The organism is Nocardiopsis sp. L17-MgMaSL7, assembly GCF_003182025.1.
Taxonomy (GTDB): domain Bacteria; phylum Actinomycetota; class Actinomycetes; order Streptosporangiales; family Streptosporangiaceae; genus Nocardiopsis; species Nocardiopsis prasina.
This window is the reverse complement of sequence record NZ_QGTF01000004.1, coordinates 32,967-57,861: the sequence shown is the minus strand read 5'-3', so window position 1 is coordinate 57,861 and position 24,895 is coordinate 32,967. Positions and strand designations below refer to the sequence as shown.

At 70.8% G+C, this 24,895-nt stretch carries 25 protein-coding genes; 9 read left to right on the top strand and 16 right to left on the bottom strand.

Annotated features, from left to right (window positions below; genetic code table 11):
• Positions 1–136: 136 nt before the first annotated feature.
• From BDW27_RS08045 to hisD, 8 genes are all read right to left on the bottom strand, one after another.
• Positions 137–925 carry a peptidoglycan-binding domain-containing protein gene (locus tag BDW27_RS08045; RefSeq protein ID WP_110048853.1) on the bottom strand — a complete coding sequence of 263 codons (789 nt, stop codon included), beginning with the start codon at positions 923–925 and terminating at the stop codon, positions 137–139.
• Positions 926–1,115: 190 nt separating this feature from the next.
• Positions 1,116–1,889, bottom strand: a complete 774-nt coding sequence (hisF, locus tag BDW27_RS08040) for an imidazole glycerol phosphate synthase subunit HisF (protein ID WP_110048852.1) — start codon at positions 1,887–1,889, stop codon at positions 1,116–1,118.
• Positions 1,886–2,644, bottom strand: coding sequence for a bifunctional 1-(5-phosphoribosyl)-5-((5-phosphoribosylamino)methylideneamino)imidazole-4-carboxamide isomerase/phosphoribosylanthranilate isomerase PriA (priA, locus tag BDW27_RS08035; RefSeq protein ID WP_017544536.1), 759 nt, complete (start codon positions 2,642–2,644; stop codon positions 1,886–1,888). Before priA ends, hisF begins: the two co-directional genes overlap by 4 nt.
• A 238-nt stretch (positions 2,645–2,882) precedes the next feature.
• Positions 2,883–3,533 (bottom strand): imidazole glycerol phosphate synthase subunit HisH, encoded by a 651-nt coding sequence (hisH, locus tag BDW27_RS08030; protein ID WP_199560590.1) that lies wholly within the window; start codon positions 3,531–3,533, stop codon positions 2,883–2,885.
• 52 nt (positions 3,534–3,585) lie between these two features.
• The gene (locus BDW27_RS27445; RefSeq protein WP_017544534.1) at positions 3,586–3,747 is read right to left on the bottom strand and encodes a hypothetical protein; all 162 of its coding nucleotides are present in this window, start codon (positions 3,745–3,747) and stop codon (positions 3,586–3,588) included.
• Entirely contained in the window at positions 3,748–4,341 is a 594-nt protein-coding gene (hisB, locus tag BDW27_RS08025) for an imidazoleglycerol-phosphate dehydratase HisB (protein WP_017544533.1), read from the bottom strand.
• A gap of 68 nt (positions 4,342–4,409) precedes the next feature.
• On the bottom strand, positions 4,410–5,492 hold the full coding sequence (locus BDW27_RS08020) for a histidinol-phosphate transaminase (RefSeq protein WP_110048850.1): 1,083 nt from the start codon (positions 5,490–5,492) through the stop codon (positions 4,410–4,412).
• A 199-nt stretch (positions 5,493–5,691) separates the two neighbouring features.
• Positions 5,692–7,005: a histidinol dehydrogenase gene (gene hisD, locus BDW27_RS08015; RefSeq protein WP_199560589.1), complete on the bottom strand. Its 1,314-nt coding sequence runs from the start codon at positions 7,003–7,005 to the stop codon at positions 5,692–5,694.
• Between the two features lie 260 nt (positions 7,006–7,265).
• Here hisD and BDW27_RS08010 point away from each other — a divergent pair, with 260 nt between their 5' ends.
• The 4 genes from BDW27_RS08010 to BDW27_RS07995 all read left to right on the top strand — a co-directional run bounded on the left by BDW27_RS08010 (position 7,266) and on the right by BDW27_RS07995 (position 11,334).
• Positions 7,266–7,826 (top strand): ferritin, encoded by a 561-nt coding sequence (locus BDW27_RS08010; protein WP_017544530.1) that lies wholly within the window; start codon positions 7,266–7,268, stop codon positions 7,824–7,826.
• A gap of 100 nt (positions 7,827–7,926) precedes the next feature.
• Complete coding sequence (locus BDW27_RS08005) at positions 7,927–8,709, top strand: LON peptidase substrate-binding domain-containing protein (protein WP_110048849.1); 783 nt, start codon at positions 7,927–7,929, stop codon at positions 8,707–8,709.
• A 118-nt stretch (positions 8,710–8,827) separates the two neighbouring features.
• Positions 8,828–9,310 carry a Cys-tRNA(Pro) deacylase gene (gene ybaK / locus BDW27_RS08000; RefSeq protein ID WP_110048848.1) on the top strand — a complete coding sequence of 161 codons (483 nt, stop codon included), beginning with the start codon at positions 8,828–8,830 and terminating at the stop codon, positions 9,308–9,310.
• Positions 9,311–9,465: 155 nt separating this feature from the next.
• On the top strand, positions 9,466–11,334 hold the full coding sequence (locus tag BDW27_RS07995) for a long-chain fatty acid--CoA ligase (RefSeq protein WP_110048847.1): 1,869 nt from the start codon (positions 9,466–9,468) through the stop codon (positions 11,332–11,334).
• Between the two features lie 27 nt (positions 11,335–11,361).
• Here BDW27_RS07995 and BDW27_RS07990 read toward each other — a convergent pair whose 3' ends face one another.
• Positions 11,362–12,003 (bottom strand): hypothetical protein, encoded by a 642-nt coding sequence (locus tag BDW27_RS07990; RefSeq protein ID WP_110048846.1) that lies wholly within the window; start codon positions 12,001–12,003, stop codon positions 11,362–11,364.
• A gap of 78 nt (positions 12,004–12,081) precedes the next feature.
• On the opposite strand from BDW27_RS07990, the gene BDW27_RS07985 reads away from it, so the two are divergent.
• On the top strand, positions 12,082–12,615 hold the full coding sequence (locus tag BDW27_RS07985; RefSeq protein ID WP_110048845.1) for a DinB family protein: 534 nt from the start codon (positions 12,082–12,084) through the stop codon (positions 12,613–12,615).
• A gap of 61 nt (positions 12,616–12,676) precedes the next feature.
• Here the strand turns inward: BDW27_RS07985 and BDW27_RS07980 are convergent, their stop codons facing one another.
• From BDW27_RS07980 to BDW27_RS07970, 3 genes are all read right to left on the bottom strand, one after another.
• Positions 12,677–13,492: a PadR family transcriptional regulator gene (locus BDW27_RS07980; RefSeq protein ID WP_110048844.1), complete on the bottom strand. Its 816-nt coding sequence runs from the start codon at positions 13,490–13,492 to the stop codon at positions 12,677–12,679.
• A 153-nt stretch (positions 13,493–13,645) separates the two neighbouring features.
• The gene (gene dnaE / locus BDW27_RS07975) at positions 13,646–17,209 is read right to left on the bottom strand and encodes a DNA polymerase III subunit alpha (RefSeq protein WP_017544523.1); all 3,564 of its coding nucleotides are present in this window, start codon (positions 17,207–17,209) and stop codon (positions 13,646–13,648) included.
• Between the two features lie 115 nt (positions 17,210–17,324).
• Positions 17,325–18,188, bottom strand: a complete 864-nt coding sequence (locus BDW27_RS07970) for a hypothetical protein (RefSeq protein ID WP_110048843.1) — start codon at positions 18,186–18,188, stop codon at positions 17,325–17,327.
• Between the two features lie 140 nt (positions 18,189–18,328).
• Here BDW27_RS07970 and BDW27_RS07965 point away from each other — a divergent pair, with 140 nt between their 5' ends.
• Positions 18,329–19,588 (top strand): endonuclease/exonuclease/phosphatase family protein, encoded by a 1,260-nt coding sequence (locus BDW27_RS07965; protein WP_233515685.1) that lies wholly within the window; start codon positions 18,329–18,331, stop codon positions 19,586–19,588.
• A 34-nt stretch (positions 19,589–19,622) separates the two neighbouring features.
• Here the strand turns inward: BDW27_RS07965 and BDW27_RS07960 are convergent, their stop codons facing one another.
• The 3 genes from BDW27_RS07960 to BDW27_RS07950 form a co-directional block, all read right to left on the bottom strand.
• On the bottom strand, positions 19,623–19,949 hold the full coding sequence (locus BDW27_RS07960) for a chorismate mutase (RefSeq protein WP_110048842.1): 327 nt from the start codon (positions 19,947–19,949) through the stop codon (positions 19,623–19,625).
• A gap of 261 nt (positions 19,950–20,210) precedes the next feature.
• Positions 20,211–20,873, bottom strand: a complete 663-nt coding sequence (locus BDW27_RS07955; RefSeq protein WP_017544520.1) for a PaaI family thioesterase — start codon at positions 20,871–20,873, stop codon at positions 20,211–20,213.
• A gap of 156 nt (positions 20,874–21,029) precedes the next feature.
• Positions 21,030–21,467: a GNAT family N-acetyltransferase gene (locus tag BDW27_RS07950; RefSeq protein WP_017544519.1), complete on the bottom strand. Its 438-nt coding sequence runs from the start codon at positions 21,465–21,467 to the stop codon at positions 21,030–21,032.
• A 165-nt stretch (positions 21,468–21,632) separates the two neighbouring features.
• Between BDW27_RS07950 and BDW27_RS07945 the strand changes: the two genes are divergently transcribed.
• The 3 genes from BDW27_RS07945 to BDW27_RS07935 all read left to right on the top strand — a co-directional run bounded on the left by BDW27_RS07945 (position 21,633) and on the right by BDW27_RS07935 (position 23,645).
• A complete protein-coding gene (locus BDW27_RS07945) occupies positions 21,633–22,487 on the top strand; it encodes an AraC family transcriptional regulator (RefSeq protein ID WP_199560588.1) in 855 nt (284 codons plus the stop codon).
• Positions 22,488–22,563: 76 nt separating this feature from the next.
• On the top strand, positions 22,564–23,334 hold the full coding sequence (locus BDW27_RS07940; RefSeq protein ID WP_110048841.1) for an AzlC family ABC transporter permease: 771 nt from the start codon (positions 22,564–22,566) through the stop codon (positions 23,332–23,334).
• Complete coding sequence (locus BDW27_RS07935; protein ID WP_017544516.1) at positions 23,331–23,645, top strand: AzlD domain-containing protein; 315 nt, start codon at positions 23,331–23,333, stop codon at positions 23,643–23,645. The genes BDW27_RS07940 and BDW27_RS07935 overlap by 4 nt, the downstream gene beginning before the upstream one ends.
• A gap of 53 nt (positions 23,646–23,698) precedes the next feature.
• On the opposite strand, the gene BDW27_RS07930 is transcribed toward BDW27_RS07935, so the two are convergent.
• On the bottom strand, positions 23,699–24,895 hold the full coding sequence (locus BDW27_RS07930) for a glycine C-acetyltransferase (RefSeq protein ID WP_026129243.1): 1,197 nt from the start codon (positions 24,893–24,895) through the stop codon (positions 23,699–23,701).

The following is a 24,895-nucleotide window of genomic DNA, read 5'->3' as shown; positions in this document are numbered from 1 at the left end:
AGCGCGGGACACACCAGTGCTATTCCGTACAACGGGAACTTCCCGGAGGGGGCGGGGCGCGCACGCGTCGGGCCCGGTACGCCGCAGGTGGCGTACCGGGCCCGACCTCTCTCACATCAGGGTGGTGCTGGCGTGACTAGCGCACCGTCTCCATCTCCCGGGTCTGGTCGCCCTCGACAGGAGCGTCCTCGACCGGGGCCTGCTCCGCGGGAGCCTGCTCGGCCGGGCCCTGCTCAGCCGGACCCTGCTCAGCCGGGGCCTCCTGAGCGGGAGCCTCCTGGGCGGGAGCCTCCTGGTCCGCCTCCGCGCTCACGGCGCGGCAGCTGTCGACTCCGGTGATGATGGCCCGGTAGGTCAGCCTGCCGAAGGCGCCGTCGACACCGATGCACAGGTCCCGCTGGGCGTTGCGGACAGCCCGCTCCGTGGCGGAGTTGTAGGTGCCGTTGACGTTCAGGCCGGCGTTGTACTTCGCGTTGAGCAGGACCTGCACGCCGCGGACGCCGTAGCCGCGGTCGTCCCGGTGGAAGGAGTCGGCGCTGGTCGGGAACAGCTCGTTCCTGATCTTGATCCAGCTCTCCGACTCGAGGACGCCGTTGACGGTGATGCCCTCACGGCGCTCGAAGTCGCGGAGGACGCGGTCGAACTCCCGGGTGAAGGTCTCGCTCGGGTTGTCGGTGATGTACCCGAGGTGGTTCAGGAAGTACTGCGCGGCGAGGATGTCGGCGCTCGGGCCGGGGTTCTGGAGCGAGTAGTTCGGCCAGATCTGCGCGGCCTCGATCAGCTGGATGACCTCGTTGGGGGTGCGCTCGTAGTCGTCGGCCGCGGCGGTCGGTGCCATGAGCGCGATGCCGCCGAGGGCGATGGCTCCGGCGGTGGCGAGGGAGGCGATCCGGCGCACGACGCCGGTCAGGACATGCTTGGACATGATGTGCGGTTATCTTCCTGTCGTGGCTGGTAAGACGCGCTCATGCTCACACGGATCACGGCTTGGCCAACGGCATGACACGCTTTGATTACTGACAGCGATCGTTGACACGGTCGCGCAGGTCAAAGGCCCCGGGCTGGTCCGCCCGGGGCCTGTTCCGTGTCTCCACGGCGTGTCGTCGCGGTTCCAGCTACCGGACCGGGTAACCGGCCTCGCTCAGGCTCCGCTTGACGTCGGCGATGGTGAACTCACCGAAGTGGAAGACGGTCGCGGCCAGGACCGCGTCCGCACCCGCCGCCACCGCCGGGACGAAGTGCTCCACCGCGCCCGCGCCGCCCGAGGCGATCAGCGGGACGTCCACCCGCGCACGCACCGCGCGGATCAGCTCGAGGTCGAACCCCTCCCTGGTGCCGTCGGCGTCCATGGAGTTGAGCAGGATCTCACCGGCGCCCAGTTCGGCGGCGCGCTCGCACCACTCCAGGGCGTCGAGGCCCGCGCTCTCGCGTCCGCCGTGCGTGGTGACCTCGAACCCGCTCGGGGTGGGGCGGCCGCCCTCACGCACCCGGCGCACGTCGGCGGAGAGCACCAGGACCTGGCGGCCGTAGCGTTCGGCGATCTCCCCGATCAGCTCCGGACGGGCGATCGCGGCGGTGTTCACTCCGACCTTGTCGGCACCGGCACGCAGCAGCCGGTCCACGTCCTCGGTGGAGCGGACCCCTCCACCCACGGTGAGCGGGATGAACACCTGGTCGGCGGTGCGGCGGACCACGTCGAAGGTGGTCTCGCGGTTGCCGCTGGAGGCGGTGACGTCCAGGAAGGTCAGTTCGTCGGCGCCCCCGGCGTCGTAGGTGCCCGCGAGTTCCACGGGGTCACCGGCGTCGCGCAGGTTCTCGAAGTTGACGCCCTTGACCACGCGCCCGGCGTCGACGTCCAGGCACGGGATGACTCGGATGGCCAGGCTCACCGATCCGCACCCCGCACCGTGGTCAGGGCGTCCTCCAGGGTGAAGGCGCCCTCGTACAGGGCGGTTCCCATGATGGCGCCCTCGACGCCCAGCGGGACCAGGGAGGAGATGGCCTCCAGGTCGGCGAGGCTGGACACGCCGCCGCTGGCGACCACGGGCTTGTCGGTGCGCTCGCACACGGTGCGCAGCAGGTCCAGGTTGGGGCCCTTGAGCGTGCCGTCCTTGTTGACGTCGGTGACCACGTAGCGGGCGCAGCCCTCGGACTCCAGGCGGTCGAGGGTCTCCAGGAGGTCGCCGCCGTCGCGGGTCCAGCCCCGGGCGGCCAGGGTGGTGCCGCGCACGTCCAGGCCGATCGCGATCCGGTCGCCGTGCTCGGCGATGATCCGGGCGCACCACTCGGGGTTCTCCAGGGCGGCGGTGCCGATGTTCACCCGGGTGCAGCCGGTGGCGAGGGCGGCGGTCAGGGTCTCGTCGTCGCGGATGCCGCCGGACATCTCCACCTTCACGTCGAGGCGGTCGACGATGTCGCGCAGCAGGTCGCGGTTGTGCCCCCGACCGAAGGCCGCGTCCAGGTCCACCAGGTGGATCCACTCTGCCCCGGCGTCACGCCAGGCTCGGGCGGCCTCGAAGGGGTCGCCGTACTGGCCTCCGGAGCCCGCCCTGCCCTGGACGAGCTGGACGGCCTGACCGCCCGACACGTCCACGGCGGGCAGCAGTTCGAGTACGGGGGTCGACGGGGTGTGTTCGCCGGTCATGGTGCCTTCTCGTGCTCGGTTCGGTTCGGGGTCATGCGGGTTGCGCGAGGCAAGGGAGGCTGTTCTGTTCGGCGCCGGAGAGTCCGGGTTTCAGCAGACACAGTGCAAGACGAGTCAAGCCGCCAACGAGGAACGAGCCGGGAGTGGACGACGATGCCGTGTCGCCTTGACCCACATCTCTCCGCAAAGGCGCCGAACCCGGGCCAAAGCGAAGCGGAGGCCCAGGGTGGCACAGCGGTCACAGGGTGCCGACCCAGTTGGCCAGGACACGGGCGCCCGCGTCACCGGACTTCTCCGGGTGGAACTGGGTGGCGCTGAGCGGGCCGTTCTCCACGGCGGCCACGAACGGCTCGCCGTGCTCGGACCAGGTGACCCGGGGGCCGCGGATGCGGTCGCTGTGGCTGACGAACTCCCAGCGGCGGACCGCGTAGGAGTGCACGAAGTAGAAGCGCTCCTCGGGGCCCACACCGGCGAACAGGCGCGAGTCCTCGGGCGGGGTGACGGTGTTCCAGCCCATGTGGGGGATCACCGGAGCCCTGAGGCGTTCGACCGTGCCCGGCCACTCGCCGCAACCCTCGGTGGCGCGGTCCTCGGCGTGGACGTCGGCCTGTTCCACGCCACGGTCGAAGAGGACCTGCATGCCCACGCAGATCCCCAGGACGGGGCGGCCCCCGGCCACACGGCGACCGATGATCCGGTCACCGCCGGCGGCTCTGAGGCTGGCCATGCAGGCGCTGAAGGCGCCCACACCGGGGACGACGAGCCCGTCGGCGTCCAGCGCCGCGTGCGGGTCGGAGGTGACCGTAACGTCGGCGCCGGTGCGCTCCATGGCGCGTTGGGCCGAGCGGAGGTTGCCCGACCCGTAGTCGAAGACGACCACACGTGACATTCGAGTGCGTGCCCTTCAGTTGGTGAGGTGAGCGGCCCTGGAGGCGGGCGGACTAGAGGTAGCCGAGCCGCAGCACGCCGGAGACCACGGCGAGCGCGACGCATCCGGCCAGGGCCCCGGCGATGAGGCGGTTCCTCCCCCACAGCGCGTAGACGCCGCCCGCGAGGAATCCGCCCAGGACCAGCAGGAACAGGCCCCAGAGGTCGGTGTCCATCTACAGGACGCCCTTGGTGGAGGGCACCCAGTCCACGCGCGGGTCGTTCTCGGTGGCCTGGCGCAGCGCGCGGGCGAACGCCTTGAACTGCGCCTCCACGATGTGGTGGGCGTTGCGGCCGTAGGGCACGTGGACGTGCAGGGCCACACGGGCCTGGGCGACGAACGACTCGAAGATGTGGCGGGTCATGGTCGTGTCGTAGTCGCGGCCGATGATCGGTGCCATGCCCTCGGGCTCGGTGTGCACGAGGTAGGGGCGGCCGGACACGTCGACGGTGACCTCGGCCAGGGCCTCGTCGAGGGGCACCTTGGCGTCGGCGAAGCGGCGGATGCCCGCACGGTCGCCGAGTGCCTCACGGAAGGCCGCGCCCAGGGCGAGGGCGGTGTCCTCCATGGTGTGGTGAGAGTCGATGTGCAGGTCGCCCTCGGTGCGCACGGTGATGTCGAAGAGCCCGTGCTTGGCGAGCTGGTCGAGCATGTGGTCGAAGAAGCCGACTCCGGTGGAGACGTCGGCGACGCCCGTGCCGTCCAGGTCGACCTCGACCATGACCTTGGTTTCCTTGGTTGCGCGTTCGACGCGCCCGATGCGGCTCATGGTGCCTGATCCTTGGTGGTGCTGTCGTGGTGGAGCGGTGCTGTGGTGTCGGGCGGGGCCCGACGCGGCTACCGGCCGGTGGCCTTCAGGAGGGCCGCGCGGAACGCCGCCATCTCCTCGGTGGTGCCGACGGTGACGCGCAGCCAGCCGTCGGGGCCGGTCTCACGGATGAGGACGTCCTGCTCGAGCAGGTCCCGCCAGACCCGGCCGCGGTCCTCGAACTCACCGAACAGGACGAAGTTGGCGTCGGAGTCGGCGACGGAGAAGCCCTGTTCCCGCAGCCACGTGACGATGGCGTCGCGTTCGGCGCGCAGGTCGGCGACGGCGCCGAGGAGCTCCTCGGCGTGTTCCAGGGCGGTGACGGCCACCGTCTGGGTGACCGCGGACAGGTGGTACGGAAGACGGACCAGCTGGAGGGCGTCCACCACGGCGGGGTGCGCGGCGAGGTAGCCCACCCGCGCCCCGGCCAGGGCGAAGGCCTTGGACATGGTGCGCGAGACGATCAGCCTGGGGTGCTCCGGCAGCAGGGACAGGGCGCTGGGCGTGCCCTCGCGACGGAACTCGGCGTAGGCCTCGTCGACGACCACGACGCCGGGGGCGGCCAGGGCGACACGCTCGATGTCGGCGATCCCGAGGGCGGTGCCGGTCGGGTTGTTCGGCGAGGTGAGGAAGACGACGCTGGGCCGGTGTTCGGCGATGGCGGCCAGGGCCGCGTCCACGTCGATCCGGAAGTCGGCGTCGCGCGGGACCGGCACCCAGTTCGTCCCGGTCCCCCGGGAGATGATCGGGTGCATGGAGTAGGAGGGCTCGAAGCCCATCGCCGTGCGGCCCGGACCGCCGAAGGCCTGGAGCAGCTGCTGGAGGATCTCGTTGGAGCCGTTGGCCGCCCAGACGTTGGCCGCGGTCAGGTCGTGGCCCAGGTAGGCGGCCAGGCCCTCGCGCAGGCGGACCGCGTCCCGGTCGGGATAGCGGTTGAGTCCCAGGGCGGTGTCCGCCACCGCCTCGGCCAGGGCCTTCGCCAGACGCGGCGAGGGAGCGTGGGGGTTCTCGTTGGTGTTGAGGACCACCGGCACGTCCATCTGCGGTGCGCCATAAGGCGAGCGGCCGCGCAGATCATCGCGCAGCGGCAGGTCGTTCAGGGTGAAGCTCACTGGTTTCACACTCGTGGTCGGTTGTGGCGGGACGGTCCACCGGGGCCGCCGTGACCACCGTGGTCACACGGGTCCCCGTGGCCCCTCGCCCCGCCGGGGCGGGCGTCTGACGGCCTCCGGTTCGCTTCGGCCGGTTTTCGGGCGCCGCCGGGGGCGGTCACCCCCGGCACCTCCCCGGAACTGCTGGAACGCCCCCGGGTCAGGGGGTGTTCCCCTCCTCGGCGCGGTCCGCGCGCGCGGCGACGGCCTCGCCGTGCGCGGGCAGGTCCTCGGCCTGGGACAGGGTGATGACGTGCTGGGCGACGTCGGCCAGCGCGTCACGGTCGTACTCCACGACGTGCACCCCGCGCAGGAAGGTCTGCACGCTCAGGCCGCCGGAGTGGCAGGCGCAGCCGCCGGTGGGCAGCACGTGGTTGGAACCCGCGGCGTAGTCGCCGAGGGAGACCGGGGAGTGGTCGCCGACGAAGATCGCTCCGGCGTTGCGCACGCGCGCGGCCCGGGCGGGAGCGTCCGCGGTCATGATCTCCAGGTGTTCGGCCGCGTAGGCGTCGACGACGGCCAGACCCTGTTCGAGGTCGTCGACCAGGACGATGCCGGACTGCGGACCGGTCAGGGCCTCGCGGACGCGGTCGCTGTGCTTGGTGGCGGCGACACGCGCGGCGAGGCGCTCGGTGACCGCCTCCGCCAGGGCCTCGTCCGGGGTGACCAGGACGGAGGCGGCGACGACGTCGTGTTCGGCCTGGCTGATGAGGTCGGCCGCGACGTAGTCGGGGTTGGCGGTGGAGTCGGCGAGGATCGCGATCTCGGTGGGTCCGGCCTCGGCGTCGATCCCGATGACGCCCTTGAGGAGCCGCTTGGCCGCGGCGACCCAGATGTTGCCGGGGCCGGTGACCATGTCGACGCGCTCGCAGTCCTCGGTGCCGTAGGCGAACATCGCCACGGCCTGCGCGCCGCCGACCGCGTACACCTCGTCGACGCCGAGCAGGGCGCAGGCGGCGAGGATGGTCGGGTGCGGCAGTCCGCCGAAGTCCTTCTGGGGCGGCGAGGTCACCGCGAGGGAGGACACGCCCGCCTCCTGGGCGGGGACGACGTTCATGATGACGCTGGACGGGTAGACGGCGCGGCCGCCCGGCACGTAGAGGCCGACGCGGTTGACCGGGATCCACTTCTCGGTGACGGTGCCGCCGGGGACGACCTGGGTGGTGTGGTCCTGGCGGCGCTGCGCGTGGTGGACCTTGCGGGCGCGCCGGATGGACTCCTCCAGCGCGGCGCGCACGGCCGGGTCGAGTTCGGCGAGAGCGGTGTCGATGGCGTCCTTGGGGACGCGGATGTCGGTGAGCCGCACGCCGTCGAAGCGTTCGGTGAGTTCGACCAGGGCCTCGGTTCCGCGATGGCGGACGTCCTCGCAGAGCGGTCGGACGCGTTCGGTGGCGTCCGCCACATCGATTTCGGCGCGCGGAAGGGCGTCGCGCGGGTCGTCTGAGGAGCCTCGGAGGTCGATTCGACTGATCACGGTCCCAGTCTAGGGGGCTCGGCCCAATCCCCGTGTGGTGGTGTCCGGATGATGGACACCACACCCGCGCGGCAACCGCGCGACCGGCGCGAACCCCGCTTCGCGACTCCGCCCCCGCCACTCCCCCAATCGCGCGAAATAAGCGTCGCCTAACTTTGGGACACCTAACCTAATATGACGAAAGAAAGGCTAGCCTTATTCATTACGACACCACTCGGAGGGGTTTCGTAAAACGCATTTGAATGCGTTATCGTGGTGACATGACTTCGAACAAGACCGGCGATAGCAACCATTCCAAGTTCCACCGTCTCCTCGTCGACCAGGTGCGGCACGAGTTCACCGCCTCGCACCAGTACGTGGCGATCGCCGCCTGGTTCGACGACCAGGACCTGCCCCAGTTGGCCAGGGTCTTCTACGAGCAGTCCCTCGAGGAGCGCGACCACGCGATGATGATCGTGCGGTACCTGCTCGACAACGACGTCACCTTCGCCCTTCCGGGCGTGGACGAGATCGAGACCGATTTCGCCGTGCCCCGCGACCTGGTCGCCCTCGCGCTGCGCCAGGAGCGCGAGGTGACCGACAACTTCCAGCGCCTGGCCAAGGTGGCCCGCGACGAGGAGGACTACACCGGAGAGCAGTTCCTCCAGTGGTTCATCCAGGAGCAGGTGGAGGAGGTCGCGACGATGTCGACCCTCCTGAACGTCGTGGACCGCGCCAACGGCAACCTGTTCGACGTGGAGACCTTCGTCGCCCGCGACATGCCGAGCGAGGACAACGGCAGCCAGGGCGCGCCGGGCACCGCCGGACCCTCGGTGTCCTGACCGGTCGCGCCTCGCCGCGCAGCGTCTGACCACACGCCCCGTCCGGCCGGCTCCGGGCGGGGCGCCCGCGTCCGCACCTCCGCGGAGGCATACTGGGACCATGCCAGAGGCACTGCCGATCTTCCCGCTGAACACCGTGCTGTTCCCCGGTATGACGATCCCCCTCCATGTGTTCGAGCAGAGGTACCGTCGGCTGGTCTCGGAGCTGCTCGGCCCGACCCTCGCCGGGGGTGAGACGGGCGGCCGTGATCGCGGACCCGCCCGGTTCGGGGTTGTGTGGATCGAGCTGGGGAACGAGGTGGCCAGCGAGTCCGGCCAGGGCGCGGGGGGCGCGGACACCGGAGTGCCCATCACCGCGGGGCCGGGCGCCCGGCCCTCCCTTCCGCTCGTGAGCGCGACCGGGTGCACCGCCCTGGTGCGCGACGTGCGCACCTACGAGGACGGCAGGTACGACCTGGTCATCGAGGGCGGCACGCGGTTCACCATCACCGACCTGTCCGAGGCCGACCCCTCCTCCGTGGACGACTACTCGACGGCGTCGGTGTCCCTGCTGCCCGAGGCGCTGGGCCCCGACGTCGAGGAACACGCCGGCCGGGTACGGGACCTGTACGAGGTGTACCAGCGGCGGCTGTCGGAGATCGGGATGGCGTCGGAGTCCTCGGGTGACCTGCCCCGCGACCCGATCGCGCTGTCGTACTCCGTGGCGATGTCGGTGGTGCTCGACTCAGCGGAGAAGCAGCGCCTGTTGGAGGCCGAGAACACGGCGACCCGCCTGGCCGTGGCCGCACGGTTCCTGCGCAGGGAGAACCGGATCGTGGCCGCCCCCGACCTGCCGAACCTGCCCGCCGGCCCCTTCCTCGACAACGGGATCTCCTTCAACTAGGAGGTCCTCGGGACGCCACACCGGGACGGGACACCCCCTCACCTGGCGCGCCGTCCCGCGTACGGAGGAGTAGCCTGCCCTGAGGTCGGTAGTACGAAGTGGAAGGCCCAGGTGACCCATGAGTGGAAAAGCCACGCCCGCGACCGTGGCCGCCAGCAGGACCAAGACCACCTACACGCTGCACCCCTATGAGGCTGACGGGGGTGACGGCCACTCCTACGGCTCCGACGCCGCCGACGCGATCGGGGTGCCCCACGAGCACGTGTTCAAGACGCTGGTGGCCGAGGTGGACGGAGAGTTCACCGTGGGAGTGGTTCCGGTGAGCACCTCGCTGGACCTCAAGGCGCTGGCGGCGGCGGTCGGGGGCAAGCGGGCGACCATGGCCGACCCGGCCCGGGCCGAGAAGATCACCGGGTACGTGCGCGGCGGCATCAGCCCGCTGGGGCAGCGCAAGCGGTTGCGGACGGTGATCGACTCCTCGGTGACCGGGCTGCGTTCGGTCTACGTCTCCGCCGGGCGGCGCGGTCTCCAGATGGAGCTGACCCCCAAGGACCTGATCGCCCTGACCGAGGCGGCCGTCGCACCCATCGGGACCGACTGAACGCCCTCCCGCCGGGAGGGGGCGCGGGCCGCGCGGACGAGGTCCGATGGTCCACCCTCCGGACCCGAACCCGCTGGGTCACAGGGGTCCGTGGACCCGCACACATTCGCCCACAGAGTGTTGCCCACCCCCTTACCCGGGGGTAGCTTTGTGACATGGGCAACACTTCATCCCCCTATCGGTCCGTTCCCGACATGTTCGCTTCCCGCGTCGCCGAGTCCGGTGACCGGGAAGCGTTCACCTATCCGGTCCCCTCCCCCACCGGCGGCAGCGAGACGTGGGAGTCACTGACCTGGAACCAGACCCGTGACCGCGTCCGCGCCCTGGCCCTGGGCCTGCACTCCCTGGGCGTGACCTCCCAGGCCCGCTGCGCGATCGCGTCGAGCACCCGTGTGGAGTGGGTCCTCGCCGACCTCGCGATCCTGTGCGCGGGCGGCGCCTCCACCACCATCTACCCCACCTCCGGACCGCCCGACTGCGCGTACATCGTGTCCGACTCCGGCAGCATGGTCGCCTTCGCGGAGAACGACGAGCAGGTCGCCAAGCTGGTGGAGCAGCGCGGGGCCATGCCCGGGCTGTCCCGGGTCATCGCGTTCGAGGGAGCGGCCGGTGGCGACGACGCCTGGGTCATGGGCCTGGCAGAACTGGAGGCCGTCGGGGCCCGGCTGCACGAAGAGCGGCCCGAGCTCTTCGACGAACTGGTCTCCTCGGTGCGCGCCGACCACCTGGCGACGCTGATCTACACCTCCGGCACCACCGGTCGCCCCAAGGGGGTGCGTCTGGACCACGCCAACTGGCTCTACGAGGCCGAGGCCCTGCGGGTGATGGGCGACGAGATGCGCGCGCAGGGCTGGGAGATGCTCGACGCCGACGACGTCCAGTACCTGTGGCTGCCGCTCGCCCACAGTTTCGGCAAGGTCATGCAGGTCGCCCAGCTGCGCCTGGGCTTCACGACCGCCGTCGACGGTCGCGTGGACCGGATCGTCGACAACCTCGCGGTGGTGCGGCCCACCTTCATGGCCGCCGCCCCGCGCATCTTCGAGAAGGTGTTCAACCGGGTCGTCATGCAGGCCAAGGAGGGCGGGGCGGCCAGGTACCGGATCTTCAAGTGGGCGGTGGGCGTGGGCGACCAGGTGGCCCGGTCGAAGGAGGAGGGCCGGGAGCCCGGGGGTCTGCTCGCCGCCCAGTACAGGGTGGCCGACCGCCTGGTCTTCGACAAGCTGCGCGCCCGGTTCGGTGACCGGCTGAAGTTCTTCGTGTCCGGCAGCGCGCCCCTGGCCCCCGAGATCGGGCGGTTCTTCTACGGCGCGGGGATCACCATCCTGGAGGGCTACGGCCTGACCGAGACCTCGGCGGGAGCCTTCCTCAACCGGCCCGGCGACGTGCGGTTCGGCTCGGTCGGGCTGCCCCTGCCCGGGACCGAGGTGCGGATCGCCGAGGACGGCGAGGTGCTGCTGCGCGGCGGCAGCGTGATGCGCGGGTACCACAACCTGTCCGGCGCCACCGAGGAGGTCCTCGACGAGGACGGCTGGTTCGCCACCGGGGACATCGGCGCCCTGGAGAACGGCCGCCTGCGGATCACCGACCGCAAGAAGGAACTGATCAAGACCGCGGGCGGCAAGTACGTGGCTCCGCAGAGCATCGAGAGCCGGTTCAAGTCACTGTGCCCCTACGTGGGCAACCTGGTGGTGCACGGCGACCGCCGTCCCTACTGCGTGGCGCTCGTGACCCTGGACGCCGAGGCGATCGAGGTCTGGGCGGAGGCCAACGGCCTGGGCGCGCTGAACTACCTCGGCCTGACCCGGGAGCCCCGGGTCCGCGCGATGGTCCAGGAGGCCATCGACGAGCTCAACCGCGGCCTGCCGCGGCACGAGTCCATCAAGGACTTCGCCATCCTCCCGAACGAGCTCACGGTGGAACAGGGCGAGATCACGCCGAGCCTGAAGATGCGCCGCAGGGCGGTCGAGGAGCGGTACCGGGACCTGCTCGAAGGCATGTACGAGGGCTCCGTCCAGAAGCTGTGAGCGGGGCCCCGGGCCCGAGGGACACCGTCAGCCGCTGCCGGGTCCCGGCCCGCCCGGCCGAGGGTCGTCGGTCAGGGGGTCGCCGGTCTGGGGGAGCGCGCCCTCCGGCAGGGGTGCGGCCCGGACCGGTTCGGGAACGCCGGGCTGGTCGCCGCGCATCAGGCTGAAGGCGTCCAGCAGCCCGTACTGGAGGACGTGCACGAAGGGCCACACGACCAGGAAGGCGACGGCCTGGAGCTGGAGGGCGGCGACGACGGTGCCGCCGGGGTCGGTGGCCAGCATGGTCTCCCGGGCCGGGGCGTCCAGGGCGGTCCCGATCCGCCACACCAGCAGGGACGCCGCGGCCGCGCCGAGCGAACCGGAGATCAGCCCGACCAGCCGCAGGTCCTGGAACCTGCGCCGAGCCAGCGCGAACTGGACCATGTAGGTGGCGTAGCCGGTGAGGAGCCCGGCCATCGCGGTGATGACGACGAAGTAGCCCTCACCCGCGAAGACCACCTCGGACGCGCCCGTGAAGACACCGCCGTCCGGCAGGACCACCACCTCGGGCCGCGGGGCGAGCCACCACCACAACGGCGCGAGGAGCGCGCCCAGCAGGGCCACCGCCCCGAGGAGGCCCACGCCCACGACCAGGCCGCGCACCGGACCCCTACCGCTCTGTTCCGCCATCACCCGCTCCTCATCGTCGCCACCCGGGCCCGCCGAAAACCTGTGGATACCGGACATGGCCCGAAGGAGAATACCGCCATGAGCGACAAGAGCAGTCTCCAGAACCTCCCCGAGCGTGTCGATGCTCCCACAGCCGCCGACGAACGCACGATGCTCCTGGCCTCGCTGGACTGGCACCGGGCGACGGTGCACCGCAAGTGCGCGGGCCTGGCCGCCGGCCTCGCCTCGTCCGCGCCGGTCCCGGGGTCGCCCATGACCACCATCGGCGGGATCGTCTCGCACCTGCGCTGGGTGGAGGCGTTCTGGTTCGACGTCGTGATGCTCAACCAGCCCGACGTGGCCCCGTACTCGACCGAGGATCCGGACGGCGAGTTCAGGGTCGGGGTCGAGCGGCCCCTGGACGAGCTCCTCTCCGAGTACGCCGCCCAATGCGAGCGCTCCCGGGAGATCACCTCCCATCTGGAGCTCGGCAACTCCGCCCGACGGGTGCTCAGGGACCGTGAACGGGTGACCCTGCGCTGGGTGGTCCTCCACATGATCGAGGAGACCGCCCGGCACAACGGGCACCTGGACATCCTCCGGGAGCTGGCCGACGGCGCCACCGGCGAGTAGGCACCGCGACGATTCGGGCCCGGGGCGGTGTACACCGTCCCGGGCCCGAGTGTCGTGCGGCTCAGTCCTGATCGTCCGTGGCGTCGGCGTCCTCGGTGACACCGCCGTCATCGTCGGCGAGGATCAGGTAGAGCCCCCGCTTGGTGTCGGCCAGCAGACGCTTGGCCCGTTCCAGCTGCTCCGGGGTCCCGGCCTGGGCGACCTGGGACGCGGCGGCCGAGAGCTGGTACGCCAGGGTGCTGATCTCCTCGTAGCGGGACCTGGCGTCGGCGTACGCGTCGACCCCCGCCTCCCAGGGCGGGGTGAGGTCGGCGCCGTTCTCCTCCAGGTAGGCGGTGCCCTCGTCAGTGAGCTGGTAGGGACGGCGGCGCCCCTCCCCCTCGACCTGCGCGACCAGGCCCTCGTCCTCCAGCTGCTGGAGCATGGGGTAGACCGAGCCGGGGCTGGGCCGCCAGACCCCGCCGCTGCGTTCGCGACCCTCGCGGATGATCTCGTAGCCGCTGCGCGTCTCCTCGGCCAGGAGCATGAGGATCCCGGTGCGGACGTCGCCGCGCCGTGCTCGGGTGCCGCCTCGCCGGTGTCCGTGCCCTCCCCCGAAGGGGAATCCGGGCCCGAACGGCCCACCGGGTCCGCCGGGGCCACCGAAGGGGCCGCCGGGGACGGCGCCTCCGCCCCACGGAGGGTGCGGCGGCCGGGGCGGTTCCGGCGGCGGGGACCCGAACCCGTCCCGTCGCGGGCCGTGGTGTTCGTCGTGCCCGTCTCGCGGGTCGTGGTGTGCGCGGGGGGTGTCCGTGGGGCGCCAGGCCCAGGGAAGTCGGGGACGCTCGGAGTGTCGTCCGCCCCAGGGCCAGGGGCCGGGAAGTGCCATCGCGGTCATGTCGTTCTCCCTGCTGTCGAGTGATCTTGATCGTTCACGACTGTCATTCCGTGATGCGATAGCTCAAAGATATATCGCTAACTCGATCGAAGCAAGGGCGAAGACAGAGAAATCCCCGTGTGCGGTGCCGCACACGGGGATCTCGGAGGCGGGTCAGTAGTCGACCGCGTACGCCCCCAGCAGGCTCTTCATCTCACCGTTGAACTCCGGGGAGATCCGCACCGAGTAGCGGTCCACCGCGTAGATCCGGGAGCGCACCGGGTTGTCCACCCGGATCCGCACGGGGGTGTCGCCCTTGTGCGTGCTCAGCACCTGGCGGAGGTCGTCGATGAGCTCGGAGTCCAACCGGTCCTCGGCGACGGTCAGCAGGACCGGCGGTTCGCCCTCCGTGACATGGGAGATGTCGAGGATGGACATCTCCGAGGCGAACATCGACCAGGTGCCGTCCCGATCGTTGAGCCGTCCCTTGACCGTGACCGCGGTGTCCTCCAGCAGCGCCTCCACGTACAGCGGATACGTCTTGGGGAAGAACAGCACCTCCATGCTGGCGTCCAGGTCCTCCACCGTGGCGATGGCCCACTGGTTGCCCGCCTTGTTGGTGCGCTTGTCCACCTTGGAGATCAACCCCGAGATCCGCACCTCACCCCGCTCACGCGCCATGTCACCGGCGACGATCTGCGCGATCGAGGTGTCCCGGGAACGCGCCAGCACCCGCTCGGCCCCGGCCAGCGGGTGACTGGACACGTACAGACCCAGCATCTCCCGTTCGAAGGCCAGCTTGGTCTTGCGGTCCCACTCCTCCTCGCCCCACTGGATGTTCAGCCCGATCGGGGTGGAGTCACCGTCGTCGTCACCGCCGCCGAACAGGTCGAACTGGCCGTGGGCCTCCTGCTTCTTGGAGCTGATCATGCCGTCCACCGCCACCTCGTGGTGGCGGTACAGCTCACGCCGGGGCTGCCCGAGCGAGTCGAACCCGCCCGCCTTGACCAGCGACTCGATCACGCGCTTGTTGCACGCCGCGAGCTCGATCTTGGACAGGAAGTCCGTGAAGGACGAGTACTTGCCCTTCTCCGTGCGGGTCCTGACGATCGAGTTCACCACGTTCGCGCCCACGTTGCGCACCGCGCCCATGCCGAAGCGGATGTCCTTGCCCACCGGCGTGAAGCGCAGACCCGACTCGTTGACGTCCGGCGGCAGCACCTTGATGTGCTGGGCCCGGCACTCGGCCAGGTACACCGCCATCTTGTCCTTGTCGTCACTGACCGAGGTCAAGAGCGCGGCCATGTACGCGGCCGGGTAGTTGGCCTTGAGGTAGGCGGTCCAGTAGGAGACCAGCGCGTACCCGGCGGCGTGCGACTTGTTGAAGGCGTAGCCGGAGAAGGGGAGCATGACGTCCCACAGGGTCTGGATGGCCTCCTTGGAGAAGCCGCGCTCCATCGCGCCGGGGAAGAACTTGGCCTCCTCCTCCTCGAGCGCCTCCTTCTTCTTCTTGCCCATCGCGCGTCGCATCAGGTCGGCGCCGCCCAGCGTGTACCCGGCCAGCTGCTGCGCGATGGCCATGATCTGCTCCTGATACACGATCAGGTGGAACGTCTCAGCGAGAATCGGCTCCAGGGCGTCCTTGAGCTCCGGGTGGATCGCCGTGATCTCCTGACGCCCGTTCGACCGGTCCGCGTAGTCGTTGTGCGCGTTCGCGGCCATCGGCCCCGGACGGTACAGGGCGTTGACCGCCGCGATGTCACCGAACTTCTTCGGCTGCATCCGCTTGAGCAGGTTGCGCATGGCGCCGCCGTCCAGCTGGAACACGCCCAGGGTGTCGCCCCGGGAAAGCAGCTGGTAGGTCTTCTTGTCGTCGAGCGGCAGCTTGATGAGGTCGATGTCGACCCCTTCCGCCTCCTTGATGCTCTTGACCGCGTCGTCCATGATCGTGAGGTTGCGCAGACCCAGGAAGTCCATCTTGAGCAGACCCATGTCCTCGCACTGAGGGTAGGGAAAGCCTGTGATGATGGCGCCGTCCGCGTCCCGCTTGTGCAACGGGATGACGTCGAGCAGGGGCTCCTTGGACAGGATGACGCCCGCCGCGTGCACGCCCGTGCCGCGGGTCAGCCCCTCGATACCGCGCGCGGTCTCCATGACCTTGGCGACCTGGGGGTCGTTGTCCACCAGGCTGCGCAGCTCGGTGGTCTCGCCGTACCGCTCGTTCTCGGTGTTGAAGACCGCGTCGAGCGCGATCTCCTTGCCTCCGACCGCCGCCGGGAAGGCCTTGGTGATCTGGTCTCCGACCGAGTAGGGCATGCCCAGGATGCGGGTGGAGTCCTTGATCGCGGCCTTCGCCTTGATGGTGCCGAAGGTGAGGATCTGCGCCACACGCTCCTCACCGTACAGCCGGGTGACGTACTCGATCATCTCCCCGCGCCTACGCTCGTCGAAGTCCAGGTCGACATCGGGCATGGACACTCGTTCGGGGTTGAGGAACCGCTCGAACAGCAGGCCGTGCTCCAGGGGGTCGAGGTCGGTGATGCCCAGGATGTAGGCGATCATCGAGCCCGCTGCCGACCCACGGCCCGGGCCCAGCGCGATCCCGCTCTTGCGGGCGTACTGGCAGATGTCCGCGACCACGAGGAAGTACGCGGGGAAGCCCATCTCGTTGATGATGCCGAGCTCGAACTCCACCCGGCGGCGGACGTCGTCACCCGCACCGTCCGGGTAGCGGTTCGGGAGGAGCCGTTCGACCTCCTTGGCCAGCCACGAGGCCTGCGACTCCCCCTCCGGCACGGGGAAGACCGGCATGAGGTCGCGGTGGGCGAAGACCTCGTCGTAGGCACCGGCTTCGACGCGCTCGGCGATGAGCAGGGTGTTCTTGCAACCCTGCGCCCACTCGTCGAAGTTGAGCAGGCCGCGCATCTCGTCGGCGGTCTTGAGGTAGTAGCCGGAGCCGTTGAACCGGAACCTGGTCGGGTCGTCCAGGTTCTTGCCCACGCCCACAGCCAGGAGGGCGTCGTGCGCCGACGCCTGGGACTCGTAGACGTAGTGCGAGTCGTTGGTCACCAGCGGCGGGATGTCGAGCTCCCGGCCGACCTTGAGCAGGCCGTCGCGGACCTCCTTCTCGATCGGCACGCCGTGGTCCATCAGCTCCAGGAAGACGTTCTCCTTGCCGAAGATGTCCTGGAGCCCGGCCGCGTACTCGATCGCCTCCTTCTCCTGCCCCAACCTCAGCCGTGTCTGCACACCGCCGGAGGGGCAGCCGGTCGAGACGATGATGCCCTCGTTGTACTGCTGCATGAGCTCGAGGTCCATGCGGGGCTTCATGTAGTAGCCCTCGGCCGAAGCCAGGGACGACATCCGGAAGAGGTTGCGCAGACCCTGCGCGTTCCGCGCGAGCATGGTCATGTGCAGGTACCGGCCGCCACCGGAGATGTCCTTGCCGCCCTCTGCCGAGGCGTCGTCGGAGGTGTTGGAGCGCCCCCAGAACACCCGCTTCTTGTGGAAGCGCGACTCGGGTGCGACGTAGGCCTCGATCCCGATGATCGGTTTGACGCCCGAGCCCTTGGACTGCTGGTAGAACTCGTAGGCCCCGAACATGTTGCCGTGGTCGGTCATGGCCACGGCTGGCATCCCCAACCGCCCGGCCTCCTTGAACAGGGGCTTCAGCTTCGCCGCACCGTCGAGCATGGAGTACTCGGTGTGGACGTGCAGATGTGCGAAGGAGTCGGCCATGACGCGGGTGCCCCCAGGCGGGTAGACGGACGGGTGGTGTCTCCTGAGCCTACGACTTCCCCACGACTTTCGCGGACGCCCTGTGGACGGCGGCACTCCCCCGCCCCCTACGGACTCAGCGGGATCCGCCGGAGGAGCGCAGGGTGTGGGCCAGGGTCCGCAGCCAGGGGTCCCGGAAGGCCGGTTCGGTGGTCAGGGCGCGATGGACCCGGGCGCGGGCCCTGCGGGTGAGGCCGTGGTCACGCAGGGACGGCGCCTCACCGAGGGCCTCCCGGGGATGGTCGTCGTGACGGGGCGCGGCCGCACCGGGGTCGGCCCGATGGGCGCGGCGGAACGGGGGTTCGATCGTGCCCCGGCGATCGCCGAGGTAGCGCCAGAGGGGGCCTGGCACCGACACGTTGCCCACGGAACTCGCGGGGAGTTCACGGGTCCACTCGGCGTGTTGCTGCCAGCGCCGGGTGTGGGGGCCGGTGTGGTGGCGGACGGTGATTCCGAGGTAGCGGAGCCCGCGGCGGATCACGTTCCATGCGACGCGCTCCTCGTCGATCCAGGCGCGTAGTTCCCGGTGGAGGTGGCCGAAGGTGGTTCCGTCGTGGACGAGGTCGACCAGCACCAGGGGGCGCTCGCGTGCTGCCATTCCCGCGGGCGTGATGCCCGAGGCGGTGAGGTCGGCACGGAGCTGGACGCGCTCGTCGGGGGTCAGGTCGCGGCCGCCCGTGCCGTGGAGGGAGAGCGGCAAGCGGTGCAGCCTGGACAGGTGGGGGGTGTCGGCGAGGACCCCGCTGAGCAGGTCGTGCAGGCTGTCCGGGTAACGGCCGACGAAGAACAGGTCGCCGTCGGCGCTGCGGGCCAGGACCTTGGCCGCGCACTCGGTGAGTTCGGGAATCTCCTCGGGGCGGGTGTCACCGGGCAGGGTCCCGAGCTGTTCGTCGCGCGAGAGGTCCCCGCGGAACGGGCGTCGGGGTTCCTTGTCTGCCATGGGACCCCAGTCAACAAGGCGGGGCCGGGGGCGACAAGGGGATTCGGTCGCCGTTCCGACTGTGGTGGTACACCGTTCGGACACGCGGGCCTGTTAGCCTCCGGCGGTCGGCCCCCGCTCCCCTGAGAGGACCCTCTTCCGTGACCACCACGCCCCGCCGGATCGCCTCCACCGCCACCCTGGTGCTGGCCGCCTCGGCGCTGACCGCGCTGCCGTCCTCCGCGGCCGAGTCGTCGGTTCCCGCCCCGCCCGGGGCGCACGAGGTGCGCTTCGCCACCTTCAACACCGCCCTGGAGCGCGGTGAGCAGGGCGCCCTCGTCGAGGAGCTGGCGACCCCCGACAGCGAGCAGGCGCGCAACGTGGCGGAGATCATCCAGCACGTGCGCCCCGACGTGCTGCTGGTCAACGAGTTCGACTACGACGACGAGGGCGCGGGTCCCCGGCTCTTCCAGGACAACTACCTGTCCGTGGGCCAGTCCGGTGCCGAGCCGATCGAGTACCCGTACGTGTACACCGCCCCGGTCAACACGGGAGTCGCCTCCGGTGTGGACCTCAACGGCGACGGCGAGGCGGTGACCGAGCCGGGCGGTCCCGAGTACGCGGAGGACGCCTTCGGGTACGGCGTCTTCCCCGGTCAGTACGGGATGGTCGTGTACTCGATGTACCCGATCGTCACGGACGAGGTGCGCACGTTCCAGAACTTCCGCTGGGCCGACATGCCCGACGCCCTGCTGCCCACCGATCCGGAGACCGGTGAGCCGTACTACTCGGAGGAGGCCCTGGCGGTGCTGCGGCTGTCCTCCAAGAGCCACTGGGACGTCCCGATCGACACCGGGCGCGGGCGTCCGGTGCACCTGCTGGCCAGCCACCCGACACCGCCGGCGTTCGACGGTCCGGAGAGGCGCAACGTGGCTCGCAACCACGACGAGATCCGGTTCTGGGCCGACTACGTGACCCCGCGCGGGGGTTCGTACGTCTACGACGACGAGGGCGTGCGGGGCGGGCTCGCCCCCGGGGCCCCGTTCGTGATCGCCGGTGACCTCAACGCCGACCCGAACGACGGTGACGGGCACCCCGAGGCCGTGACCCAGCTGTTGGAGCACCGCGACGTCGTGGACGTGCGCCCCTCCAGCCAGGGCGGACGCGGTGCGGCCCAGCGGCAGGGCGGCGCCAACGATGACCACGAGGGCGACCCGGAACTGGACAGCGCCGACTTCAACGACGTGCCCGGCCCGGGCAACCTGCGGGTGGACTACGTCCTGCCGTCGCGGTCCCTGCCCGCGCGGGGTTCGGGCGTGTTCTGGCCGACCGTGGACGACCCGCTGTTCCGGCTGACGGGCGACTACCCGTTCCCCAGCTCCGATCACCGCCTGGTGTGGGTGGACCTGCTGCGGCCGTAGCCGTGGCGGCGGGCGGGCCCGCCGCCACCGGCTGTCAGGAGCCTCCGACTCCGCCGGGACCGGTCGCGGCCTCCTCCTGGGCCGCGGCCAGGCCCGCGCTGATGACACTGTCCATGATGGGTGCGAGACGGTCCGCGCCCAGGCGGGGAGCGTGCTCGGCCATGCGCTCGACGAGTCGGCGTTCGCGTTCCATGTCGCGTCCGGCGAAGTAGCCGACCGGCTTGAGCCGCTGGACCTGTGCGGCGACGAGGGCGCGGCATTCGAGGAGTGCGGCGAGCTCGGCGTCCATCTGGTCGATCCGGCCGCGCAGGCGCAGGATCTGCTCGCTGACGGGCGCGGGTTCACTGTGGCGGTCGTGCACGGAGGTCCCTCTCGGGTGTGGATGCGTTCGCGGATGCGGCGCGGCCGTACGACCCGTCAGGGAAGTGTGGACTGGGGCGTCGGCCGCCCGGAAAGACGAAAGAGCACCGGGCCGATGCCCGAGTGCTCCTTTTGCCGACGTTCCCGTCTCCGCCTACGTGAAAGCGGCCGACGGGCGCGTCGGCTGGCTAAACACGTGATAGCGGTGGGTCACGGTGGTGATGCTACTACACCCCGGGGAAGCGCTCCGTCACGGCGCGGTTCACTCGGGGACCTCGACCCGGATCATGAGGGCGCTGGCCTCGGCGGTGACCTCACCGTGGGCGCGGATCCGACCGGCCACGAAGACCTTGCGACCCTCGACCCGCTCCACCCAGGAGGTGATCTCCAGGGGGGTGAACAGCGGGGTGGGGCGGCGGTAGTCGATCTCCAGGCGCGCGGTCAGTCCGGGGCTGGTCTCGACGGAGGAGACGCTGCCGACGGCCTGGTCGAGCATGGCGGCGATCCAGCCGCCGTGCACCAGGCCGGGAGGGCCCTGGTAGACGGTGTTGAGGGTGACCTCGGCGCGCAGGCCCTCCTCGGTGCGGTCGAGGAAGAGGCGCGGAGCGGCGGGGTTGGTCTCGCCCTCCACGATGTTGGTGATGGTGCCGATCACGGAGGTGCCGTCGCCGAGTTCGCGGCGGACCATGGTGCCGATCTCGCGGCGGGCGACGTTGAGGCGGTCGGTGAGTCCCTCGACGACGTCGGCGGTCTCGGCCAGGGTGTCGGAGTCGACCTCGGTGTTGGCGACGGCATCGACGAGGTCGTGGACGCGGGAGACCAACGTGCGCAGTTCGGCGGGGATCGAGTGGGCGTCGACGAGCGGGAGTCCGTAGGCTCGTGGGTCGTCGGGGCTCTCGGTGGCCGGCTGCGTGTTGACCGTCATGTGTTCCTCGTCGGATCGGTGTTCGTGCTCGGTCGGCGAATGGTTCTGGGGGCGCCGACGCCAAAACCGAATCCTACTCGGTAGTACCCCGATGGGGCGGGCCGAGGGCGTGCGCTCCCCGTCACACCGGACGGGGAGCGCGCTCGTCACAGCCGGTCAGCCGAGCTTGTGCTCCATGTGCAGGTGGGGGATCCCGGCGTCCATGAACTCCTCACCGTGGGCCGTGTAACCCAGCCGCTCGTAGAAGCCCAGCGCGTGCGTCTGGGCGTGCAGCTCGACACGTTCGAGGCCGATCTCGCGGGCCAGTTCCTCGGCGGCGCGCACCAGAGCGGCGCCCGTCCCCCTCCCCCGTCCGGCGGGCAGGACGGCCATCCGGCCGAGGAGACCGGCGCCGTCCCCCTGGTCCACGAGTCGGACCGTGCCCACCGGGTTGCCGTCCACGAGGGCGAGGAGGAAGGCAGCGGTGGAGTCCCGCTCGTCCCACTCCTCCTCGATGGGAACCTGCTGTTCGGCGACGAAGACGGCGCCGCGGATCACGAAGACGGCCGCGCGGTCCCGCTCGCCCTCGACCCGGCGAATCTGTGGCTTGCTCATGGGCGCAGACTATCCGCGCGCCGGTGCCCCCGTACCCCGCGGGGCCTGCCACGATCCCCTCTCCGGCGGTCTGGGCACCGGCCCCTCCCGTGCCCGGGGCGGTGCCCCCGCCCCGCGCGCACCCTGGCGCCGACGAACGCCCGCGACCCGTTCTAACCTGGACATATGGAACTGCCCCGTGACGTCCACCCCACCGTCGAGGACCCGCGCGTGGAGCGCGCGCGGTACTGGCGCTTCTCCGGGCTGCCCGACACCGAGCTCCTCACCGCGCGGTTCGTCACCACCGCCTTCACGAGGCACACGCACTCCACATACACCATCGGCATGATCACCGCCGGGATCGAGGAGTACTCGCACTCGGGCGGGAGCTCACGGGTGGGGCCGGGCGGGCTCGCCGTGGTCGAGCCGGACGAGGTGCACACCGGCCACGCCGGGGTCCCCGAGGGGTGGAGGTACCGGGTGTTCTACCCCGCGCCCGAAGTGGTGGTGGACATCGGCCGCGAACTGGGGATGCGCGGCACCCCGGGGTTCACCCACTCCGGCATCGACGCCCCCGAGGTCTCCCGCGTACTCGTGCGCGCGCACACGGCGGCCGAACGGGGCGAACGGCTCACCGCGTCGTCGCTGGCCCGTCAGGGCATCGCGATGCTGTTGCGCTCCCACGGGCGTGAGCGCGGGACCGGGGTCACGGCGCACACCGCGCGGCCCGAGGTGGCGCTGGCACGGGAGCTGCTGACGGAGCGACTGGTGGACCCGCCGACCCTTGAGGAGCTGGCGGCGCACGTGGGCATCGGCCCGTTCACGCTGGCCAGGGCGTTCCGGGCCGCCTACGGACTGCCCCCGCACGCCTACCTCAACCAGCTGCGGGTGGCCCGGGCCCGGGTCCTGCTCCTCCAGGGCTGGCGGGCGAGCGAGGTCGCCGCGCGAGTGGGTTTCACCGACCAGTCCCACCTGACCCGGCACTTCCGCCGCCACCTCGGTGTGCCGCCCGTGACCTACCAGCGCGCCCTGCGCGTCTGAGCCCCGCCGCCCGGAGACCGGCGAGCGCAAGAACGTACAAGACTCCCGGCCCTGGGCCCACCTAACGTGAGCGAACGTGAAGACCTTCTCCGTACTCCGATCTCCCGCGGTGCGGGACAGCCTGGGGATCGGTGTCGCCGTCGGCGCCGCCGGTCTGGCCTTCGGCACCGCCGCCGTGGCCGCCGGGCTCTCACCCGCCCAAGCGGTGTTCCTGAGCCTGTTCATGTTCACCGGCGCCTCCCAGTTCGCGCTGGTGGGGGTGATCGCGGGCGGCGGCAACCTCGTCGCGGGGGCGCTGGGCGCCCTCCTGCTGGGCGCCCGCAACACCCTGTACGGGCTGCGGCTGGCCGACGTCCTGGGGTACCGGGGCGTGCGCCGGGCTCTGGCGGCGCACGGGGTGATCGACGAGACCACGGCGGTGACGCTGGTCCAGCCGGACCGGGAGTCGGCCCGTACCGCGTTCATGACGACCTACCTGGTCCTGGGCGGCTTCTGGGTGGCCACGACCCTGGTGGGCGCGCTGGCCACGGACCGCGTGGACAACATCGACGCGTTCGGTCTGGACGCGGTGGGCCCGGCCATCTTCCTGGGGCTCCTGTGGCCCCGCCTGCGCGAGGGCGGGCTGCGCACCTGGCTGATCGCGGTGCTGGGCGCGGGGCTGGCGCTGGCCACGACCCCGCTCATGCCGCCGGGGGTACCGGTGCTGCTGGCCGCCTCCGCCGGGCTGCTCGCCTTCGTGGGCGCCGACGACCGCGGGGGCGCCACGGGGCGGCCCGACGGCGCCGACGGCGCCGACGGGACCGACGGGACCGACGGGACCGACCGTGCCGAGGGGGTCCGGTCATGACGATGTGGATCGCGCTGGTCGCCACCGCAGCCGGGTGCTACCTGCTCAAGTACGCGGGGCTGGCGGCCCCGCGCCGTTTGCTGGACAACCCGTGGCTGCGACGGTTCGCCATGGCCGTGCCCCTCGCGCTGCTGGCCGCTCTGATCGCCGTGCAGGCCCTGGGCGACGGTCAGGGCCTGCACTGGGACACCGCCCGCATGGCCGGGCTGGGAGCGGCCGCGCTCGCCCTGGTGCTGCGCGCGCCGTTCCTGGTGGTGGTCGTGGCCGCCGCCGGGACCACCGCCGCCCTGCGCGCCCTCGGCGTCGCCTAGGGCGTCCGGGGGGCCGCCCCCGGGCGATCCCCGGGGGCGGGGACGGCTCGGTGTCAGTCCGCCGTCCCGGAGTCGCGGAGCTCGTCCCGGACCTGCGCGAACGCCGCCACCGCCGCGCGGACGTCGTCCTCGCTGTGAGCCGCCGAGAGCTGGACCCGGATACGCGCACGCCCCATGGGAACGACGGGGTAGGAGAACGCCGTCACGTACACGCCCTTCTCGAGGAGGGCGGACGCCATCCGGGCCGCCTCGGCCGCGTCCCCGATCATCACCGGCACGATCGGGTGTTCGCCGTCCAGGACGTCGAAGCCCGCCGCGGTGATCGACTCCCGGAACAGTGCCGCGTTCCGGTTCAGCCTCGTCCTGAGGTCGTCGGCCTCGGAGAGCATGTCGAGCACGCGCAGGGAGGCGCCGACGATCATCGGGGCCAGCGAGTTCGAGAAGAGGTACGGCCGCGACCGCTGCCGGAGGATCTCCACAATCTCCGCGTGTCCGGCCACGTATCCGCCGCTGGCCCCACCGAGTGCCTTGCCGAGCGTTCCGGTCACGATGTCCACGCGGTCCTGGACGCCGAACAGCTCCGGGGTCCCCTGCCCGTTCGGTCCGACGAACCCGACGGCGTGGGAGTCGTCCACCATGACGAGCGCGTCGTAGCGCTCCGCCAGGTCGCAGATCTCGTCGAGCGGGGCGAGGTAGCCGTCCATCGAGAACACGCCGTCCGTCACGATGAGCCGGTGGCGGGCGTTCGCCGCGGCGACGAGCTGCTTCTCCAGATCGGCCATGTCGCGGTTCTTGTACCGGTACCTGCCCGCCTTGCTGAGCCGGATCCCGTCGATGATGCTCGCGTGGTTCAGCTCGTCGGAGATCACCGCGTCCTCAGCGGTGAGGAGCGTCTCGAACACCCCGCCGTTCGCGTCGAAGCACGAGCTGTAGAGGATGGTGTCCTCGACCCGGAGGAACTCCGAGAGGCGTCGCTCCAGTCGCGCGTGCAGGTCCTGGGTGCCGCAGATGAACCGCACCGAGGCCATCCCGAAGCCCGATTCGTCGAGCGTGCGCTTGGCGGCGTCGATCAGGTCGGGGTGGTCCGCGAGGCCCAGGTAGTTGTTCGAGCAGAAGTTGAGGACGGAGCCGTCACCGACGCTGATCCGTGCGGACTGGGGACCGCTGATCAACCGCTGGTCCTTGAACAGTCCCGCCTCCCGGATGCCCTCGATCTCACTCTTGAGGTGGTCACGCATCGCTGAGTACAC